Raw genomic sequence first — 19042 nt, 5'->3', positions numbered from 1 at the left:
CGATTCAACGCCCCGGAGTCGTATAGGCCCCCATCGGGACCACCGTAGGGCCATTGCAGATAGGGCCAGCGCCCTCCTATGGCCATATTCAGCTCTCGGCTGCCCCCGTATTTGCAAGGATTTGCGGGTTTCCACGATAGAATTGGCGTAGATCACTGAGCGCCGGTGAAACGTCGTTGGGGTCCTGGATCCACTCTTGTGGCATTGGGGACCCCCTTCGTCGGAGTAATCGGCGCAATCAGTCACGTGCCCGTTGAAGGCTGCGGTTCGCCGCGGACACCACCGGGAACGGCCGACATCGAGTACAGAGGAGTCGAAAGCGCCTGTGGCTAACGACAATGCAGAGACCTTGGCAGTAGAGCCCGAAGAGGAGACTGTTCCCAAGCCTGACACGCCCGCAGAGGCGCCCAGGGAGTACGGTGCCAGCGACATCACCGTGCTGGAGGGCCTCGAAGCGGTGCGCAAACGCCCCGGTATGTATATCGGATCCACTGGTCCCCGCGGCTTGCACCACTTGGTCTATGAAGTGGTGGACAACTCTGTTGACGAGGCACTGGCCGGTTATTGCAGCCACATCGAGATCACCCTCCGCGCCGACGGCGGCGTTCGTGTTGTGGATGATGGCCGTGGTATCCCCGTGGACATTCACCCGACCGAAGGCAAGCCGACGGTTGAAGTGGTCATGACAATCCTTCACGCCGGCGGTAAGTTCGGAGGCGGCGGCTACGCTGTTTCCGGCGGCCTCCACGGTGTGGGTATCTCCGTGGTGAACGCCTTGTCCCGCCGTGTGGACACGGAAGTCCGCCGCCAGGGCCACGTATGGCGCATGACCTTCGCCGACGGCGGCAAACCGCAGGGCGAACTCGTCAAGGGTGAGGCCACCGACGTTACCGGAACGTCCCAGACGTTCTACCCGGATGGCACGATCTTCGAGTCCACCGAGTTCGATTTTGAAACCCTCCGGGCTCGTTTCCAGCAGATGGCGTTCCTCAACAAGGGCCTGCGGATCACGCTGACCGATGAGCGTCCGGTTTCCCGTGACGGTGATGATGATCTCGATCTCGACGCCGTTGCCACCGAAGGCGAAGTCGCCGCCGAACACCGCACTGTGGTGTACCAGTACCCGGACGGCCTGCTGGACTACGTTAAGCACCTGAACTCGAACAAGAAGGTCGAGATTGTCCACGAGGACGTCATCGCTTTCGAAACCGAGGACACCGAGCGGCACATCGCCGTCGAGGTTGCCATGCAGTGGACCACCGCGTACTCCGAGAGCGTCCACACTTACGCGAACACCATTAACACCCATGAGGGTGGAACGCACGAAGAGGGTTTCCGCGCCGCGATGACCTCGCTCATCAACCGGTACGCGCGGGAGAAGAGCATCATCAAGGAGAAGGAAGACAACCTCACGGGTGATGACATCCGTGAAGGTCTGACTGCCGTTATTTCGGTCAAGCTCTCCGAACCACAGTTCGAAGGACAGACCAAGACCAAGCTGGGCAACTCCGAGGTCAAAGGCTTTGTCCAGCGGGTTGTCACGGATCAACTGGGTGACTGGCTTGAACGTAACCCCGGCCCCGCCCGTGACGTGATCCGCAAGGCTATCTCGGCTGCCCAGGCACGCATGGCTGCACGCAAAGCCCGCGATAACGCCCGCCGGAAGAGCCCGCTGGAATCGTTCGGAATGCCCGGCAAGCTTTCCGACTGCTCGTCCAAGGATCCTTCACGTTGCGAGGTTTACCTGGTGGAGGGTGACTCCGCAGGTGGTTCGGCCAAGCGCGGCCGCAACCCGGAAACCCAGGCCATCCTGCCACTGCGCGGCAAGATCCTGAATGTCGAGCGTGCCCGCCTGGACAAGGCCCTCGGCAACGCCGAAGTTCAGTCCATGATTACCGCGTTCGGAACGGGCATTGGCGAAGACTTCGATATTTCCAAGTTGCGCTATCACAAGATTGTCTTGATGGCCGATGCTGACGTTGATGGCCAGCACATCACCACCCTGCTGATGACGCTGTTGTTCCGCTACATGCGCCCGCTGATCGAAAACGGCTACGTCTACCTGGCCCAGCCGCCGCTGTACAGGATCAAGTGGTCCAACGCGGCTCACGACTACGTTTACAGTGACCGCGAACGTGATGAAACCATCCGCAAGGGTGCTTCCATGAACAAGCGGCTCCCCAAGGACAATGGCATCCAGCGCTACAAGGGTCTCGGTGAGATGGATTACACCGAGCTGTGGGACACCACCATGGATCCGGATCGCCGCACGTTGCTGCAGGTCACCATGGATGATGCCCTGGCTGCCGACCAGACCTTCTCTGTCCTGATGGGCGAGGACGTTGAATCGCGCCGTAACTTCATCCAGCAGAACGCCAAGGACGTCAGGTTCCTCGATATCTAGGGCTCCACAAGGGCATCTGAATATTCTTGAACTGACATATACCTGAAACGGAAACCTTAGATTATGAGTGACGAAACTCCCGAAGTCCCGGCGGAATCCACTGCCGACGACGTAGTTCTTGAGGGCGATGTGCTGACCGACCGCGTGGAGCAGGTGGACCTGCAGACAGAGATGCAGCGGTCTTACCTCGACTACGCCATGGCCGTCATAGTCGGCCGCGCCCTCCCGGACGTCCGCGATGGCCTGAAGCCCGTGCACCGCCGCGTTTTGTACGCAATGTTCGACGGCGGTTACCGCCCCGACCGCTCGTTCAACAAGTGCGCCCGCGTGGTTGGCGACGTCATGGGTACCTATCACCCGCACGGTGACATGGCGATCTACGATGCCTTGGTGCGCCTGATCCAGGACTGGACCATGCGGTACCCGCTGGCACTTGGCCAGGGCAACTTCGGTTCACCGGGCAACGATGGCGCTGCTGCACCGCGGTACACCGAGACCAAGATGGCACAGCTGGCCATGGAAATGGTCCGGGACATTGACGAGGAAACCGTCGACTTCCAGGACAACTACGACGGCAAGAACCAGGAACCCACCATCCTGCCGGCGCGCTTCCCCAACTTGCTGGTCAACGGCTCTTCCGGCATCGCCGTCGGCATGGCCACCAACATTCCGCCGCACAACCTGCGCGAGGTTGCCGACGGCGTGCAGTGGGCTCTCGAGAACCCCACGGCCACGCGGGAAGAGCTTCTTGAGGCTCTGTTGCTGCGGATCAAGGGCCCCGACTTCCCCACGGGTGCCACCATCCTGGGCCACAAGGGCATCGAAGACGCCTACCGTACCGGCCGCGGCTCCATCACGATGCGCGCCGTGGTCAACGTCGAGGAACTCCAGGGCCGTACCTGCCTGGTGGTGACCGAGCTGCCGTACCAGGCCAACCCGGACAACCTGGCCATCAAGATTGCCGAACTGGTCAAGGACGGCAAGATTTCAGGCATTGCGGACCTCCGCGATGAAACCTCCGGCCGTACCGGACAGCGCCTGGTGATCGTGCTCAAGCGCGATGCGGTGGCCAAGGTGGTCCTGAACAACCTTTACAAGCACACGCAGTTGCAGGACAACTTCTCGGCGAACATGCTGGCAATTGTCGACGGCGTTCCGCGCACCTTGAGCCTTGACGCCTTCATCCGTCACTGGGTTGCGCACCAGATGGACGTCATTGCACGCCGCACCCGTTACCGCCTGCGCAAGGCCGAGGAAGAAGCGCACATCCTGCGCGCGCTCCTCAAGGCACTGGACATGCTGGATGAGGTCATTGCCCTCATCCGCGCGTCCAACACCACAGAGGCTGCCCGTGAAGGCCTCATGGAGCTCCTCGAGATCGACGAACTCCAGGCCCGCGCCATCCTGGACATGCAGCTGCGGCGACTGGCCGCCCTGGAACGACAGAAGATCCAGGACCGCCACTCCGAGCTCGAGTCGATGATCGAGGAATACAACTCGATCCTCGCTTCGGAGGAGCGGCAGCGCCAGATCATCAGCGAAGAACTCGCGGAGATCGTGGCCAAGCATGGCGATGACCGCCGCACGCACATCCTGATGGGCTTCGACGGCGACATGTCCATGGAGGACTTGATCCCCGAAGAGGAAATGGTTGTCACCATTACGCGCGGCGGCTACGTCAAGCGCACCCGCAGCGACAACTACCGTTCCCAGCAGCGCGGCGGCAAGGGCATCAAGGGTGCCCAACTGCGTGGCGACGATGTCGTGGAACACTTCTTCGTCACCACCACCCACCACTGGCTGCTGTTCTTCACCAACCTGGGCCGTGTCTACCGCGCCAAGGCCTACGAGCTCGCAGAAGCGGGTCGTGACGCCAAGGGCCAGCACGTGGCCAACCTGCTGGCATTCCAGCCTGATGAGCACATCGCCCAGGTCCTGGACCTCCGGGACTACCAGCAGGCCCCCTACTTGGTGCTCGCCACCAAGAACGGCCTGGTTAAGAAGACGAGGCTCGAAGACTATGACACCAACCGCACGGCCGGCGTCATCGCCATCAACCTGCGCGACGAGGACGAGCTGGTTTCCGCCCAGCTGGTCAGCGAGACCGACGACCTCCTCCTGGTTTCACGCAAGGGCCAGTCCATCCGCTTCACGGCCACCGATGACGCACTGCGTCCCATGGGCCGCGCTACGTCCGGTGTGACCGGTATGAAGTTCCGTGAAGACGACGAATTGCTTGCTGCAGACGTCGTCCAGGACGGTTCCTTCGTCTTCATCGTGACCGAGGGCGGCTACGCCAAGCGGACCGCCGTGGACGAATATCGCTTGCAGGGCCGTGGCGGCCTGGGCATCAAGGTTGCCAAGCTTGCCGAAGACCGCGGTGACCTTGTGGGTGCCTTGATCGTGCAGGAAGAGGACGAAGTCCTGGTGGTCATGGAGGGCGGCAAGGTGGTCCGCTCGGCTGTCACCGGCGTGCCGGCCAAGGGCCGTGACACCATGGGTGTCATCTTCGCCAAACCGGACAAGAACGACCGCATTATTGAGGTTGCGCGCAACAGCGAACGCGGCTTGGAAGTCGAAGAGTCAGAAGACGGACTCGACGATGACGTAACGTTGGCTGCAAACGACGGCGCCCCTGAGGCGACCGTGACGGCCGAAACGGAAAACGACGCAGACCCGGAAACCGAAACGGGCGCGGAGCTGAACGAAGACAACACCGGAGGTAACGAGTGAGTAATTCCGACTCATATCCCAAGCCGAGCACAGGTGTCCCCGGCGGACTCCGGCAGCCCTCGGGCAGCGCCCAAGCAGGAACGCCTGCGCGGCCCCAACAGCGTCCAGGAACCGGGGCTGCTGGAACCGGCGCCGCTGGCGCACGCCCAGCAACTGGCACCAACTCCGCGCAGCGGCCCTCCGGGGCTCCCGGACAACGGCCGGCCCAGGCAACCCAGCGTCCTGCAGGCGCTCCCGGACAACGCCCGGCACAGCCCGGACAGCGCCCTGCCCAGTCAGGTCAGCGCCCCGCCCAGGGTGCCCCCGGCTTGGTGAAGCCTGCTCCCAAGGCCAAGGTCCGCCGCGCTCGTTTGCTGGTCAGCAAGGTGGATCCCTGGTCTGTCCTGAAGATGGCGTTCCTCTTGTCCGTTGCGTTGGGCATCGTCACAGTGGTGGCTGCCATCGTGCTGTGGACTGTGTTGGATCTCACAGGCATCTTCAATCAGGTCGATAGCCTGCTGGGGACCCTGGCGGGATCGGAAGGCAGTGGATTCGAACTGAAGAAGATCGCGTCTCTCGGCCAGGTGGCATCCTTCGCCACCATCATTGCCGTGGTGAACGTGGTCCTGCTGACCGCACTCTCCATGCTTTCCGCAGTGCTGTATAACATTTCCGCAACGTTGGTTGGTGGCGTCGGCGTCACTTTGACCGACGACTAATAGAAACCCGCGGAAATACGCCGAAATTGGCAGAATTTCCGCACGGAAATGCCTCGATTTGAGATCGGGCCGGGATGTGCTGTACAGTCATATCTCGGCCCGATGAGGCATCGGGGCGTATAGCTCAGGCGGTTAGAGCGCTTCGCTGATAACGAAGAGGTCCCAGGTTCAAGTCCTGGTACGCCCACGGAACCGAAAGTGGTTCAGGTAAAACTGAACCGGAATGAGGTACTTGTGAAGAAGTTGCTTGTAGTTGTAGCAGCGGCAGTCGCAGGTCTCCTGGTCTATAAAAAGGCGCAGGAATCCGAAGCCCGGAAGGATGTCTGGAGCAAGTCAACCGACACGGTCGACTAGCCGAGGAGCCCGGTCTGAACTGGTAAATACCAGCGGGGACATGGGGTATGATTGACGGGTTGCTTCTTATGGGGGCATGGCGCAATTGGTAGCGCACCTGCTTTGCAAGCAGGGGGTTCGGGGTTCGAGTCCCCGTGCCTCCACCATAAGAAAAGTCCCGGTCAGAAATGACCGGGACTTTTGCTTTTAACTCCGTAACGCTGCCAACACCCAACAAGGCCGGCGCCACCCCGCCCACGCCACGCGCTTCCACCATCGCCACGCATCTCCGGGCGGCACCAGCGAATGTGCGTGTCATCAACGAATGCCCGCGGCACCAAGGGGGAACTCAGCCAGCCGGAACCTGCTGCAAAGCTCGCTCAAGGAACGCTGCCAGCTCGCTGTTCCCCAAGACGGGCGTCACCACACCCAGCTCCAACGTCGGCTGTGTCTTGGCCCCAGCAGTCTTCAGGGCACCCTGCACTTTGAGCCGTGCTGCGGTTGCGGCCTCTGTATCGGCTCGCTTGTCCGCCTCCAGCATGGTGATGGCCTCCTCCACGCCTCGTCCGTACTCAGCAGCCGCTGCAACCCACGTAGAGCCGTCCTGTGCGAAACCAGGCTCCGCCATCCGTGGCAGGAGCCCGGGAAGACGCTGAAGCAACGCAGCGCGGTCCCTCAACGCCCCCGAGGGTTGCGTGCCGGCGTCGTACTCCGCCCAGAACTGGTCAATATCGCGCCGCAACTCTGGAGCGGAAGGGGTGAGTTCGTCGTCCTGCCAGTCCTGATTCAGGTCCACGAAGGCCCGTACGGCAGCTTGGACCTCAGGATCGGGCCCGGCGAGCAAGGCCAACGCGGCATTCATGGAATGGGAGGCGTCATAGGCGGGGCCGTTCCAGGAGAGGTCAGCGTAGTTGAAAATGGCGGGCAGGGAGAGATAGGGCTGGATCATTGGGTTGGTGACGATGCCCTGGATGGACCGGTGCAGATCTGCGTCCCTGCCGATGACGGGTGCCAGGAAGAGATGGTCCTGGGAGAAGTCGTTGACCGGATAGTTATCCCAGATGACTATGCTGCGGGAGGCGCCGGGTGTCCCGTAGGTCTGGCCCGCTGTCTCAGCTGACTTCCGGGTAATCCGGTGGGAGACGACTTCTTCACCCGTCCACTGCACCACAATTCCGGGGTTTAGCGCCTGACCGAGTTCGCGCTTGTACGGAGTGCTCGGTGAGCCGTTATAGAAGGTGGGGACCGTTTCCAACGGGAGGACCCCGTCCTTGGCCGAGATGAACTTTTCATTCACGTCGTTAAGGAAGGACGCCTGTGCCTTCGCCAGGTTTGCTTGCCCCGCGCCGAATTCCCGGAGGTCTTCCGCGCATTGGACTTTGGTGGCGATGTCATCCAGGGGAATCACGAACGAACGCACTCCCGGCGCATACAGGGATTCAAGCTTCGCCACCGCGTCTTCAAGGTCGGCCTCGCGCGAATAACAAATGTCGATCCCTGGCGAGAGGGCGTAGCTGAAGCGGACGTGGTTGGCGGCAGCAGCGTCGATCAGTTCCCGCAGCTCCTCGAGCTCCTGCTCGGTGTACAGCTCGCGCCACTTGTCGCGCAACAAAGGATCGTCCTTGGGTGAGTAGATGTAGGTGTTCATCTTTTGGCTGCCCGCAAATTCAATGACATCCAGGCGGGCCTGGTGGGACCACGGCGTGCCATAGAAGCCCTCAATGACGCCGCGGGTTTGCATCAGCGGCCAGTCACTGACCAGGACCGGGGACACAGAGCCGGCCTTGAGCAACTGCCGGAGGGTCTGCACGGCGTGGAAGACGCCGTCGTTATCACGTCCGGCGAGGACCGCCGTCGGAACCCCGTCAGGCTGTCCGGTAGCAATGGCATAGCCTTCAGCGCGTCCAAGGGCATCACGAAGGGAGGAGTCGCCGTCCACGCTCAAAGCCTTGAGTGCCGGACCCATGGCGGACCCGGTGCCAAGGTGGATGGCAGATGATCCGTCGCGGGGGTTGGAAAGCTGCGTCACGACTTCGGCCGTGCCCCCAGCACCGGTCACGAGGTCCTGCACGGCGGCGGTGGAGGCCTGATCGGTTCCGGCGGGTGCCACCACGTACACATGACCGGTCAACGGAACAGGGTCGCCGGTTGCGGTCCGGGCATGCTGGGGTACCGGGAAGATGCTTGGAACACCTGTCCCGTTTCCCCCGTTTCCCGGGGTTCCGTCAGGACGTTCACGTGAAACAGCGGCCCATCCAGCGATAATCAGGGCGGCTGTGAGCACTCCGGCCGCCACCAGCAGCAGGACTGACCGCCGACGCTTGACGGGTGCTTCGCTCAATCAGATAACCCCTTGGGTATGCCGTCACCGGATGACGGGAATGCTGAGTCAAGACAACCACACTGTTGGAGCATCAGATAGGGGCTGGAACGCTCCCCCACCCCACTAGTGTTGATCCGTGACCTTTCTCATTGCCGCCCTGGGTGTTCTGGGTGTTGCGTCCTCCGGACCGCTCATTGCGGGCACCCTCGGAGCCACCTCAGTGACGGCACTGGCTATCGCTTTCTGGCGGAATGCGATCGGTGCGGTGGTGATGGCAGCTCCGGTGGCCGTCCGCGAGCCGAGAGCATTCGGCAGGATCACCCGTCGGGAATTCGGCTGGTCCACTGTTGCCGCCGTTGCACTGGCGTTCCACTTCGCTTGCTTCATCACCGCCCTTGAACTGACCTCGGTGGCGGCCGCCACTGCCTTGGTGTGCCTGCAATCCGCGTGGATCGCGGTTTTCCAGCTGTTCCGGGGCACACGGCATCGCTGGCCGGTGCTGGTGGGCCTGGGGATCGCTTTCGGCGGAGTGGTGGCCATTACCGGGTTCGATATGGGTTCCTCGCCGGAGGCCCTGCTCGGAGACTTGTTGGCGATTGCCGGCGGCGCTCTGGCGGGTCTCTATACACTTGCGGGCGGGAAGGCCCGCCAATCCATGGGAACGGGTACCTACACCACGCTCTGCTACGGCATGTGCGCAGCGATCGTGGCGGTGCTGGCACTGTTCAGCGCCCAGCCATTGACAGGGTTCGACGCCGGCGGCTGGCTTGGCATTATTGCCATCACCGTTTGCGCGCAGCTGGTAGGGCACACGGCGTTCAACCACTTGCTGGCCACGATGAGTCCGCTGCTGGTGTCCATGATCATCCTGCTGGAGATTCCGGGCGCTGCCATCCTGGCTGCCGTCTTCCTGTCTGAGACCTTGCCGGCCGGGACCTATGCGGGCTTGGCACTGATCCTGGCTGGCCTGGCCGTGGTTGTTGCCGGGCAGCGGCGGGGACGCCCAGCAGCAGATCGACGCGAAGCTGAGTTGGGCACGGACTGAGGATCCGCCGTCGGGCGCTTGTAATAGGCGCTGCGCGCCTAGACGCCACCGCGGCGGGCGCCCTGTGCGGCGTTGGCCGTGTGGATGGCCCGGAGAATCTTAGCCGGGAAATACACCGAGAAGAACACCACCATGGGCGCTTTCAAGGCCATCTTTTTGACGTTGTGGGCCTTGTACGTCCGGTCGAAGCGCTGCACGTAGTAGCGGTAATCGCGGGGTGAATCCTCCAGGCGGCGGGCAGACATGCCGGACACCATCTGGGGAATGTACTGCACTTTGAGGTCGTGCTCGAAGAGGTGCAGGGACAGATCAATGTCCTCGTGCATCTCATCCTTGGGATCAAGGCACGCTTCGTCGCGGATGGTCTCCCAGGCGGTGCGGCGAAGGGCCATGTTGGAGCCGAAGAGGAAATGGTACTGGTGCTTGGCCAAGCGCAACATGAGCTGGCGCATTTTGTCGTCCGCCTTGAGGCCGAAGCGACGCATGGGCATGTCGTAATAGACCACCGGACCCGTTGCCGCAGCAATCGACGGGTCCGTGAATGCCTTTTGGACTTGTTCAACCCAGTCAGGTTCCAGGACGGAATCTGCATCGATGCGTCCCACTACCTCGCCCGTGGCGCTGTTCAGGCCGTGGTTCCGGGTAGGGATCAGGCCCTGGGAGGCTTCCTGGCGCAGGAGAATGATGGGGCTTTCCGGGTATTCCTGCTGCATCTGGCGCACGATCTTGGCTGTGCGGTCCGTGGAGAGGTTGTCCACCACAATGATTTCGTCAGCCGGCACGGACTGGTAGATGGCCGCGATGAGGCACTGGCGAATGACGCTTTCCTCGTTATACGCCGGGATGACGATGGACACGCCCGGGGGCACCGGACCATCCTGAAGGGCACCCGCAGAGGGTCTATCGGCTGACATCACACCAAATCTAACACTCGAGGCAGTGCCCCGGACGGAGGCTTTGGTTACAAGCCGGCAAACACTGAAGGGATCCCGGCAATGAGCGGGATCCCTTCAGTTGCTCGACGTGCCGGCCCCTGCCCGGGGCCACATGTCACTGCTTAGTTCTGTACACCTTTGGCATCGGAGTCCGAGCCGTCAGTGTCCTTGTGCAAGCTGGCAGCGATGTTCTTGACTGCAGTCTTGGCGTCGGTTGCCACCTTCGCGGAGGAGTCTTCCACGTTCTGGAAAGCATCCTTGGTGGCCTGCTCTGCCTCAGCTGCGGCTTCCTCCGGCGTGATGTCCTTGGTGCCGGATTCAGTCGCTGCGGCAGCCGTTGCTGATGCTGAGGCGTCAGCCGAAGCCGGGGCAGCCGGAACCGGAGCGGGCGTCGGGGTGACCGGGGAAGGTGTCTTCCACGGATCCTCCACCGGCTTGGAAGCCTTCCATGCGGCAACGCCGGCGGCAGCGGCCGCGGCAATAACAGTCACGATCAGCCAGCCGCGCTTCTTAGGCTTAGGCTGTTCCTTCACCAAAGCAGTGGAAACGGCCTTGGTGGCCTGGTCGGTCACTGCCTTGATCTGCTTGCCAGTGGCCTGCGCCTGCTCCTGGACGCTGTGCACAACGCCGGAATCAACCAGCTTCTGCGCTACGGCGTCAACCTGGGCCGGCGCGTTCTCCAGCGCGTGGTGAACGGCTACCGAAGCCTGGCCCAATTGCTCGGACAGCTTGGGCAGGTACTCATCCACCACTTTGTCCCGCGCGTGGCCGAGAGCCGGAGTAGCTTTGTTGAGCGTCTCCTGGATCCTGGGCGTTGCGTCCTCCACTACGTCATGGATCTTCGGCGCGAGGTGCGCCAATCCATCCTGAATCCGCGGCGTAACAACAGCAACGCCGTCGGCGAGGTTGTGCGCAGCGGACTTCAGCCCCTCTTGGATCTTGGGGGAAGCGGTATCAATGCCGTGCTGGATACGCGGAACAGCCCAGTTGACGGCGGCTTCCACGCGGGGTGCTGCCCAGTCGCGGGCGTTGTCCACACCTGCCACAACGGATTGTTCGAGGTCGCGGGCAATACGGTCTGATTTCTTCACAACTACCTCCCGATACACATGCTCGTTTGTTGCTAGCCTACGTCGCTTGTGGAACACCGGCTATTCATCTGCCCGATTCGTCCCGGATTTCACCGAGCGCGGAACCGGCTTTACAACTGCAACGGCGTTGACCCTGCATGGAAGAATGGGGCCATGACCATCGCAACCGCAAAAGCAACGATCCACACGACCCTCGGCGACATCAAGGTTGACCTCTTCGGCAACCACGCGCCCAAGACGGTCGCCAACTTCATTGGCTTGGCCACGGGCGAAAAGTCCTGGAACCACCCCGAAACGGGCGAAGACAAGACCGGGACGCCGCTGTACGACGGCACCATCTTCCACCGCATCATCAAGGATTTCATGATCCAGGGTGGAGATCCCCTGGGCCGCGGCGTTGGCGGACCGGGCTACCAGTTCGACGACGAAATCCACCCGGAACTGACCTTCAACGCGCCGTACAAGCTGGCCATGGCCAACGCCGGTATCCAGATGGGCAAGGGCACCAACGGGTCACAGTTCTTCATCACCACCGTGAACACCGATTGGCTGTTCGGCAAGCACAGCATCTTCGGCGAGGTCACGGATGAGGAATCCCGCAAGGTTGTGGATTCCATTGAGGCCGTCCGCACCGGCATGGGCGACCGCCCCGTTGAGGACGTCGTCATCAACAGCATCGACATCGAACAGCTCTAGTCAGACTCTGAACCTGAGCTCATGAGTTACGGAATCCCGTCGGCAGAGCCGTCCGCTGATATTCCGGTGTGCCCGAGGCACCCGGACAGGCCCTCCTATGTGCGGTGCCAGCGCTGTGGGCGCCCTGCGTGCCCCGAGTGCCAGCGGGCGGCTGCCGTCGGGTTCCAGTGCGTTGACTGCGTCAACGAACAAAAACGTACGACGCCGGTCTACCGGTCGCCGTACGGCGGCGCCTTGGCTGTGGGCAAGCCCTTGGTGACGTTCGTGATCATTGGCCTGTGCCTGTTGATCTTTGTCCTTCAGTGGATCGTGCCCCGGGATGCGGTCTTCCAGAACTTTGCTTTCGCGAATATTTTCGCCGACAGCCAACCGTGGCGCATGCTCACCGCGGCCTTCCTGCATTCGCAGGGGTTCCTGCTTCATATCGTCCTGAACATGTACACGCTGTGGATCTTCGGACAAGCCCTTGAGCCTTTGCTCGGGCGCATCCGGTTCCTCGCTCTGTATTTGATCTCTGCCGTCGGCGGATCAGTGGGCTACCTGGCCCTGACCCCGATGTTTCCGCCCGTTGCCGTTGTGGGTGCGTCCGGGGCCATCTTCGGACTCTTTGGCGTCATGCTGGTGGTGCAACGTCACCGTGGCGGTGAAACCAAGCAGCTCTGGGTCCTGATCGCCATCAATGGAGCCATCGGTTTCTTCGTTCCCAGCATCGCGTGGCAAGCGCACCTGGGTGGCTTGATCACCGGCGGCCTGGCCGCTGCCGTTATCGCCTACGCACCAAAGGGCAAGAACCAAGCCCTGCTGCAGGCCGGCGGGCTAATCCTGGTGGCTGGCCTGTTGGCCGTAGTCACGTGGTTCCGCGTCACTGCCGGATAGCCGACCGTCAGCATAGTTTCCCTGTCCGCGGTTGGCCTGCCCTTATTTAGCCTGCAACCGGCATCACTGGCTGCCGCAGGATGGTCTTGAGCTTCTCCGGTACGGTGCGGCGCGGATCGCCGAGATAGATTTCATGATGCTTGCCGGTCATAGCCAGTGATTGACCGGGAATGAAACTGTTGTGCATCTCCTCAAGCACGGGTGCCTCGTCATCGTAGGACCCAATGTGGAGCGTCTGCACGCTCATGCCTTCCTCCAACGTCTCCAATCGGAGCGCCTCCAGGGCCGGGGCCTGCCCCTTTTTGGCCACCACCTCGCGTGCTGCATCAAAATGCTCATGCGTGATCCACTCCGGGATCAGGTTCATCAGCGACCAGTCCCACTGTGACTTGTCCCTGGCGCTGGTGAAGGACTCCATGTCATCGGCCCACCAGAGGGCCTCCAAGGGCATCACACCGTAATCCTTGTCCAGCTGGTTCTTACTGAAGAACTTCAGCTTGTAGGCCACCGGATACAGCGTGGTCAGAGCGTCCTTGTAGGCCTGGGCGCTGTTGGGGTCTCCGTGGCCGTCAATCATCAGGAACTGCAGCGGCGGGACTGTCACTACCGAGAACTCGCCGTGCTTGGCGCTGTAGGTGCGGATCAGTTTCTTGAAGTCGCTCTTCATCCCACCACGGTACGCGCAAGGCCAGAACGCATCGATGTACTCCGCCACGCCCAGCGGCAATGCTGGCTATCCCCGGCGTTATCCACAGCTGTTATCCACACTGTGTGTAACTTACATACGTGTAGTTAGCCCCTCTTCCGGTCGTTGGGGCCGTCAGATCGGCAGATATCCCCCGAAAGGCATGAATTTCTCCACACCTGTGGATAACTTTGTCCCCGTTAGCCTTGTAGATGTGGACAAACGCAGACATTTGGGGCCCGCTGTGGACAACCCTGTTATTTACGTCCCACAGCTCCGAGTATCAACAGGCTTATCAACATTGTTAATAACTTACACACGTGTAGTTCAGGGCATCCGGAGTGCCCTGAGTCCCGGCATCGTGGGGATTTCCGCTGAGAAACCCACAAGTTTTCCCCACCTGTGGATAACTTGTGAGCAGCTGGCTGTTATTAAGTGGGTAACTTCCTGGCCACCTTGGTACCTGCCGCGTGCTCAACAGGGGAGTGTGTCTGTGGAACGCCGGACCCGACGGGCCGCCGATGTGCCCCGAATCAACCCAGGGCAAATCCGGCAATCCTACGATGTTGAACATTCGGTGAAACTTAGGGCACTATCCACAGCCCAGTACACAGTGGGTAAAACTGTTCTTACCCGGGAATGTGGCCAAAATTGGCGCCAGCCCAACGATCCATGGCCAATTTCCGTGGATGTCCACAGAGTTTATCCACGCCTGTGGATAAAGTTGCGCACTTCTGTGGACAAGGGTTGGGGATCGCCGCACCACGGAGTCACGCCCACACTGAGCCGATGGATCAGGCCCATACTCCCGACGACCCACGGCGATGGCTGTCCAGCAGGTGGGTGTCAATCATGCCGATTGCTTCCATGAGGGCGTACATGGTGGTGGGCCCAACAAAAGCGAAGCCCTTCTTCCGAAGTGCCTTGGAGAGCGCGACTGACTCAGGGGATGTTGTGGGAATATCCGCATAGGTGCGCGGTGCCGGGGTGGTCTGTGGCTGGAATGACCACACAAAGTCCACCAGCCCCCCTTCATCGCGAAGGGCAATAGTGGCCTTGGCATTGGTGATGGCTGCACGGATCTTGAGGCGGTTTCGGACAATCCCCGCATCCAGCATCAGCCGTTCGACGTCCTCATCTGTGAAGGCTGCGACGCTCTCCGGATGGAAGTCCAAGAACGCAGCCCGGAATGCTTCCCGTTTCCGGAGAATGGTGGCCCATGACAGGCCCGCTTGGAAGGCTTCCAGGCTGATGCGTTCGTACATGCCCTGCTCATCGCGCACAGGCATTCCCCACTCGTGATCGTAGTAAGCCTGCATGAGCGGGTCCGATGCAGCCCACAGGGGGCGCGCAAGCCCGTCCTCGCCGATGACGGTGCCGTTGTCCGGGCTCATCCATGCTCCTCCGCGGCCGGGGCTCCTGGAACCCGCGGCCAGTTGTTGTGGCGTCTGGGGATATTCTGCCGGGTGGCTCCGACATTCATCGCTTCAGGACATTCCAGTTACCCTCATGGTGATGTTGATCCGCCCATGCGACAGGCCGCAATCATCGGGAGCCGTGCCGGGAAAGACCTTGGGAATGCCGTGATAGGCAAACCTGGATGGCCCACCGAAGACAAACAGGTCTCCGGAGCGGAGTTCCACATCCGTATACGGCTTGGTCCGGGTCTCGGTGTTGCCGAAGCGGAAGAGGCATGATTCGCCGATGCTGAGGGACACTACGGGAGCCCCGGAGCGTTCATCTTTGTCCTGATGCATACCCATTGCTGCGCCGTCGTCGTAGAAGTTCACCAGCGCGGCGTCGGGCGTGTAGTCCGAGGCAAGATCTGCCAGTGACCCCTCCGGATCGGCTCCGGACGCATAGGCATCCGCAAGAGCCTTCCGTCCCAAACGAACCATCCAGTCCGGGAAATCGAGCACGGGACGCCCGTTGACGTCGGTGGCTTCGCGCGTGTATTTGTACGGTTGCCAATGCCAGCCCAGACATACGGTTCGCACCGACATCTGGTGCCCGCCAGGCAGAGTCGCAGCACGCAGGGGAACCGGACCGTGGGTCCATTCCCCGAAACGTGCGACGATCCACCGCTGCTGTTCCGGGGTGAGCCAGCCAGGAATATGGACGGCACCCGAGGCAATCAGCCGGGGTCCGGCGTCGTGTGTTTCCGGCTGAACCAGCTCCAAGGGAAACAGGGCGTCATCGCTCACGCCGCTGCCTCCAAAGCCAGCAGCGCGCGTTTTGCCTCCGGTCCCCCGAGGTAGCCGCCAAAGCTGCCATCCGATTTCACTACCCGATGGCAAGGGATGATGACGGGAAGCGGATTGGTGGCACAGGCAGTTCCGACAGCCCGGACCGCATTGGGGCTGCCCGCAGCCAAAGCAACGTCCGCGTAGCTTTCGGTGCGACCGTAGGCAATCCGGGGCAGGTGCTGCAGCACATTCAGCCGGAACCCGCGGGACAGGCGGAAGTCCACGGTGAGATCGAACTCCGTCCGGGTGCCGCCAAAATACTCCTCGAGTTGCCGCGCAGCAGCGTCCAACCGTGCCGGTGCCTGAAGAATGCGGGGGCTGATGGTGTCGGACAAGCGCTGCAGGACTTCGGCGTGGTTTTCCACCTCAAAGGCCACACGAACGATTCCCCGGTCAGTGGCAGCCAAGAGGAGTTTCCCCACAGGGGAATCCACCACTCTGTAAGCCACGTCCAGGGTGTGGGTCAGTTGGGCATCGCGGGCAAGCCGGGCGCGCAGGCTCGTAAGGGCGGGTTCCAGGCCGGAGTCGAGGGGTTCCAGGAGTGACAGTACGTCCGCGTGGTCAGGGCTTGATTCAAGGGTCATCGGATTTCTCCCTTCGGAAGTGAATGTGCCAGAGCCGGAAGGTCAGCCAGCACGCTGCGGAGTGCTTTGACGCCGTCCGACCCTGCGCGTCGCGCAGCCTCAGGAGTACCTCCCAGGAGTGCGGCTACGTCCTTATAGGGAAGTCCAGCCAGGTAGTGATACGCAACGGCCTGCCGTTGCTTGGGTGGAAGATGCGTCACCGCGTCCAGTAACTCGGCGTGGTCCCCACCGGGAATGCCAAGGTGCGAAGCATGCTCGGGCGGGGAATCCACCGGGAGGGCCCGACGGTTGCCGGCCCGCAGGTGGTCGACGCATTTTCGGTGGGCTATGGTGACCAGCCAGGCCTGCACGTTGGCGTCGTGCGGGAGGTCAGGATAAGCCTGGAGGGCAGCGAGGAAGGTATCGGACCAGGCGTCGTCGGCGTCGTGAACGCCCAGGACCGCACGGCACACCCGGAGGACGGTGGCGCCCTGTTCGTGCACTACCGATTCGAAGGGTTTCTTGCTGATCGCTTGCCGAAGCCCCATCAGAAAAGCTTTCCTTCTTTCACAGCCGCCGGTTCTTCCAGTTCAAGCAGGAAGCGTTTATTCCGGAGGCCACCGGCGTAGCCGGTCAGTTGACCCTTGCCTCCCACCACGCGGTGGCACGGAATGATGATGCTGATGGGATTGCGGCCGACCGCGGAGCCCACGGCCTGGGCCAGATGAGGATCGCCCAACTCAGCGGCCAACTCGCCGTAACTGACGGTTTCTCCGAAAGGGATATCTTGGAGCCGCGTCCAGACCTTCTCCTGAAACGGATTACCGTGTGCCTCATGCGGTACGCCAAAAACGGTGCGGTGGCCACCCAGATACTCGTCCAGTTCGTGCCGGGTCCGGGCGAACACAGGATCTTCGAGCTCCACAGGAACCCCGAAGTAGTCGGGCGGAGGCATATGCCAGTGGCCCTCGTAGAAGATGCCCGTCAGAAATTCCCCGCGGGCAGTCAGCGTCAACTGCCCTAAGGGGGAATCCATGGTGGTGTGCCGGATGCTCATATCTTGTAGACGTCCACGGGCACGGAAATGTGAGGTGCGGCTTTCCTAGGAGCGCCAGCGCGTGGTCATCAGGAAGCCCACAATGGCAATTCCGAAGCCGGCCACGATGTTCCATGAGGCCCAGTCGCGGACCGGGAATTGTCCCTCGGTGATGTAAAACGTGATGATCCAAAGGAGGCCGAGGATCATGAGCCCGAACATGACGGCTTTGTACCAAACCGGGTTCGGCTTGTACTGCTGCGCTGCGGAAGCCTGCTGGTCCTGACGGGCAGGCCGCTTGCGGGGCTTGGACTCGGGCACGGATCCTCCTTGGCTGTACGTTGGTACCCGTTCCAGCCAGCCTTGATATCCTGCAGGAAGGAAAATTCCAGCGGTTAACGGCCACGCGGCGTTCCGGGTTGGTTCTAGCTGTCAAGTCTAGCCGCAACTCGGGGTCCGCCCGCCGCGCCCGCGCCCGATCCGAGGAGACGCTGTGGCGCATCAGCAGACGACGGCGGCTTCTGCCGTGCCGTCCGGGCGCCGCGGGCAGGAGGAATCTCCCCGCAGGCGCCTCCGCGCTTCGGACGTCGTCCGAAAACTCAGCCAGATCCTGGGTGAACTCCTCATCACCGGCGGTGTTGTCCTTTTGCTGTTTGTGGGCTGGCAACTGTGGTGGACCAACGTCGAGGCAGACGCCAAACAGACGGAAGCCATTCAGAACTTCGCCCAGCAACTCACGGGGCCCGTTACTCCTGCAGAGTCCCCGAGCCCGGCGGACTACGGGGATCCAGTCGTGGGAACAGCTCCTGCCAACGGGGAAACAATCGGGATCATGTACATCCCACGCTTCGGCGCCGACTACACCCGTCCCATCATCGAAGGAACCGGCGCGGACGTCCTGGACACGCTGGGCCTGGGACACTACGGAAGCACCAGCATGCCCGGCGCAGTCGGGAACTTCGCAGTGGCCGGCCATCGTCAGACACACGGAGCGGTCCTGGACAGCATTCACACCCTGGTTCCCGGGGACAAGATCTACGTTCAGACTGCTGACGGGTACTACACCTACGTCTTCCGCAACAACCAGATCGTGCTTCCCAACCGCACTGATGTGTTGCTGCCGGTGCCTACGCAGATGGGCGTCGCGCCGGAGGAGAGAATCCTGACCATGACCAGTTGCAACCCGCGTTTCGGTTCGCAGGAACGCATCATCGCCTACTCCGTCATGGAGGGCTGGCAACCGGCCTCAGCGGGACCGCCGTCGGAAATTGCCTCCCAAGTAGCCAAGGCCCAAGGAAAGGGGTAGCGGATGTACGCGTGGATTTTCCGCAATCTACCGGGACCCGTTTGGGTGCGGATCCTGACGTGTTTGGTACTG

18 protein-coding genes and 2 tRNA genes are annotated in these 19042 nt (G+C 61.7%); 10 read left to right on the top strand and 10 right to left on the bottom strand.

Going from position 1 to position 19042, the window contains the following annotated elements:
- The first annotated feature begins 325 nt into the window (after window positions 1–325).
- The 6 genes from gyrB to ABIE35_RS13050 all read left to right on the top strand — a co-directional run bounded on the left by gyrB (window position 326) and on the right by ABIE35_RS13050 (window position 6335).
- On the top strand, window positions 326–2404 hold the full coding sequence (gene gyrB / locus ABIE35_RS13075) for a DNA topoisomerase (ATP-hydrolyzing) subunit B (protein ID WP_089593052.1): 2079 nt from the start codon (window positions 326–328) through the stop codon (window positions 2402–2404).
- A 63-nt stretch (window positions 2405–2467) separates the two neighbouring features.
- Window positions 2468–5137 (top strand): DNA gyrase subunit A, encoded by a 2670-nt coding sequence (gene gyrA / locus ABIE35_RS13070; RefSeq protein WP_207595586.1) that lies wholly within the window; start codon window positions 2468–2470, stop codon window positions 5135–5137.
- Window positions 5134–5835: a DUF3566 domain-containing protein gene (locus ABIE35_RS13065; RefSeq protein ID WP_207595587.1), complete on the top strand. Its 702-nt coding sequence runs from the start codon at window positions 5134–5136 to the stop codon at window positions 5833–5835. Before gyrA ends, ABIE35_RS13065 begins: the two co-directional genes overlap by 4 nt.
- A 113-nt stretch (window positions 5836–5948) precedes the next feature.
- Window positions 5949–6022 (top strand) — tRNA-Ile (locus tag ABIE35_RS13060).
- Between the two features lie 47 nt (window positions 6023–6069).
- Window positions 6070–6189 (top strand): DLW-39 family protein, encoded by a 120-nt coding sequence (locus ABIE35_RS13055; RefSeq protein WP_232481486.1) that lies wholly within the window; start codon window positions 6070–6072, stop codon window positions 6187–6189.
- 70 nt (window positions 6190–6259) lie between these two features.
- Window positions 6260–6335 (top strand) — tRNA-Ala (locus ABIE35_RS13050).
- Window positions 6336–6517: 182 nt separating this feature from the next.
- On the opposite strand, the gene ABIE35_RS13045 is transcribed toward ABIE35_RS13050, so the two are convergent.
- Window positions 6518–8509, bottom strand: a complete 1992-nt coding sequence (locus tag ABIE35_RS13045; protein ID WP_354515486.1) for a beta-N-acetylglucosaminidase domain-containing protein — start codon at window positions 8507–8509, stop codon at window positions 6518–6520.
- 118 nt (window positions 8510–8627) lie between these two features.
- On the opposite strand from ABIE35_RS13045, the gene ABIE35_RS13040 reads away from it, so the two are divergent.
- On the top strand, window positions 8628–9536 hold the full coding sequence (locus tag ABIE35_RS13040; RefSeq protein ID WP_354515484.1) for a DMT family transporter: 909 nt from the start codon (window positions 8628–8630) through the stop codon (window positions 9534–9536).
- A 38-nt stretch (window positions 9537–9574) separates the two neighbouring features.
- On the opposite strand, the gene ABIE35_RS13035 is transcribed toward ABIE35_RS13040, so the two are convergent.
- Entirely contained in the window at window positions 9575–10450 is an 876-nt protein-coding gene (locus ABIE35_RS13035) for a glycosyltransferase family 2 protein (RefSeq protein WP_354515482.1), read from the bottom strand.
- A gap of 143 nt (window positions 10451–10593) precedes the next feature.
- Entirely contained in the window at window positions 10594–11562 is a 969-nt protein-coding gene (locus ABIE35_RS13030; protein ID WP_354515480.1) for a hypothetical protein, read from the bottom strand.
- Window positions 11563–11715: 153 nt separating this feature from the next.
- On the opposite strand from ABIE35_RS13030, the gene ABIE35_RS13025 reads away from it, so the two are divergent.
- Complete coding sequence (locus ABIE35_RS13025; protein ID WP_026541003.1) at window positions 11716–12258, top strand: peptidylprolyl isomerase; 543 nt, start codon at window positions 11716–11718, stop codon at window positions 12256–12258.
- 21 nt (window positions 12259–12279) lie between these two features.
- Window positions 12280–13134, top strand: coding sequence for a rhomboid family intramembrane serine protease (locus tag ABIE35_RS13020; protein WP_354515478.1), 855 nt, complete (start codon window positions 12280–12282; stop codon window positions 13132–13134).
- A gap of 46 nt (window positions 13135–13180) precedes the next feature.
- Here ABIE35_RS13020 and ABIE35_RS13015 read toward each other — a convergent pair whose 3' ends face one another.
- From ABIE35_RS13015 to ABIE35_RS12985, 7 genes are all read right to left on the bottom strand, one after another.
- Entirely contained in the window at window positions 13181–13801 is a 621-nt protein-coding gene (locus ABIE35_RS13015) for a GyrI-like domain-containing protein (protein WP_354515477.1), read from the bottom strand.
- Between the two features lie 812 nt (window positions 13802–14613).
- Window positions 14614–15213, bottom strand: a complete 600-nt coding sequence (locus ABIE35_RS13010; protein ID WP_354515475.1) for a DNA-3-methyladenine glycosylase I — start codon at window positions 15211–15213, stop codon at window positions 14614–14616.
- Between the two features lie 93 nt (window positions 15214–15306).
- Window positions 15307–16023, bottom strand: coding sequence for an alpha-ketoglutarate-dependent dioxygenase AlkB family protein (locus ABIE35_RS13005; RefSeq protein WP_354515474.1), 717 nt, complete (start codon window positions 16021–16023; stop codon window positions 15307–15309).
- Window positions 16020–16649 carry a methylated-DNA--[protein]-cysteine S-methyltransferase gene (locus ABIE35_RS13000; RefSeq protein WP_354515472.1) on the bottom strand — a complete coding sequence of 210 codons (630 nt, stop codon included), beginning with the start codon at window positions 16647–16649 and terminating at the stop codon, window positions 16020–16022. Before ABIE35_RS13000 ends, ABIE35_RS13005 begins: the two co-directional genes overlap by 4 nt.
- A complete protein-coding gene (locus tag ABIE35_RS12995) occupies window positions 16646–17176 on the bottom strand; it encodes an RNA polymerase sigma factor (protein WP_354515471.1) in 531 nt (176 codons plus the stop codon). The genes ABIE35_RS13000 and ABIE35_RS12995 overlap by 4 nt, the downstream gene beginning before the upstream one ends.
- A complete protein-coding gene (locus ABIE35_RS12990) occupies window positions 17176–17685 on the bottom strand; it encodes a methylated-DNA--[protein]-cysteine S-methyltransferase (RefSeq protein WP_354515469.1) in 510 nt (169 codons plus the stop codon). The genes ABIE35_RS12995 and ABIE35_RS12990 overlap by 1 nt, the downstream gene beginning before the upstream one ends.
- 45 nt (window positions 17686–17730) lie before the next feature.
- Window positions 17731–17985, bottom strand: coding sequence for a cell division protein CrgA (locus tag ABIE35_RS12985; protein WP_089593065.1), 255 nt, complete (start codon window positions 17983–17985; stop codon window positions 17731–17733).
- Window positions 17986–18142: 157 nt separating this feature from the next.
- Between ABIE35_RS12985 and ABIE35_RS12980 the strand changes: the two genes are divergently transcribed.
- Window positions 18143–18970, top strand: a complete 828-nt coding sequence (locus ABIE35_RS12980; protein ID WP_354515797.1) for a class E sortase — start codon at window positions 18143–18145, stop codon at window positions 18968–18970.
- Window positions 18971–19042 lie beyond the last annotated feature (72 nt).

This window comes from Paenarthrobacter sp. 4246, assembly GCF_040546855.1.
In the GTDB taxonomy this organism is placed as follows: domain Bacteria; phylum Actinomycetota; class Actinomycetes; order Actinomycetales; family Micrococcaceae; genus Arthrobacter.
Note: the sequence above shows the minus strand (reverse complement) of the source record. Positions and strands in the feature narration are given on the sequence as shown.